Source organism: Streptomyces durbertensis, from assembly GCF_014156695.1.
Lineage (GTDB): Bacteria > Actinomycetota > Actinomycetes > Streptomycetales > Streptomycetaceae > Streptomyces > Streptomyces durbertensis.
Map to the genome: position 1 here is coordinate 1 of NZ_WMLF01000909.1, position 627 is coordinate 627.

Annotated in this window: 1 protein-coding gene; it reads left to right on the forward strand. The window is 69.5% G+C overall.

Annotated features, from left to right (window positions below):
- The first annotated feature begins 124 nt into the window (after positions 1-124).
- Positions 125-568 carry a DUF6069 family protein gene (locus GL263_RS27610; RefSeq protein ID WP_182858448.1) on the forward strand — a complete coding sequence of 148 codons (444 nt, stop codon included), beginning with the start codon at positions 125-127 and terminating at the stop codon, positions 566-568.
- Positions 569-627: the final 59 nt, after the last annotated feature.

Sequence of the window (627 nt, forward strand, 5' to 3'; positions counted from 1 at the left end):
TCGGGATGCTGAGGGGGCGGGTCGGCGGGTTCACGGGTGCGGGTTCGGTGTGTTGCGTAGGTGCCTCGGGTCGCGCTGAGGGGCCTGGTTGTAGGTGCGTGCTTACTTCCCCTCAGGAGGCCTGGTGGCCAGTGGAACCGCACGGCCCGGCGTCTGGCACTCCGGCACGCGTGCGGGGTTGTTGGCGGTGATCGCCAGCTATGTGGTCCTCAAGGTGGCCGAGGCGGTGTCGGGTGGGGAACTGTTCGTACCGGTCGGGTGCGGGGACTCCTCGCTCAGGGTCGGGGCGTTTGCCGTCGCGGTGGCGACGCTCGTCTCGGCGGTGCTGCTGATCCTGCTGGGGTTTCTGCTCAGTCGCGTGATGAGGGCTCCGCGGAGGGTCTTTGCGGGGCGTGTCGTGATGGTCACCGGGCTGTTCGTGGTGGTTTCGCTGAGCTCGGGCGCTCCGGGCGGCACTGTGGCCGCGCTTGTGGTGATGCACCTGCTGACCGGCGTCTTTGTCGGTTCGGCGGTGGCCCTCAAGTTGGTTGAGGTGGACTTCTCGCGGCCCGACGGGGCGGTCGGCTGAGCGGGCGGGGCATGAGGCGGGCGCATGGCGCGTGCTCGGCGCTGGGGTGGGGATTGGTA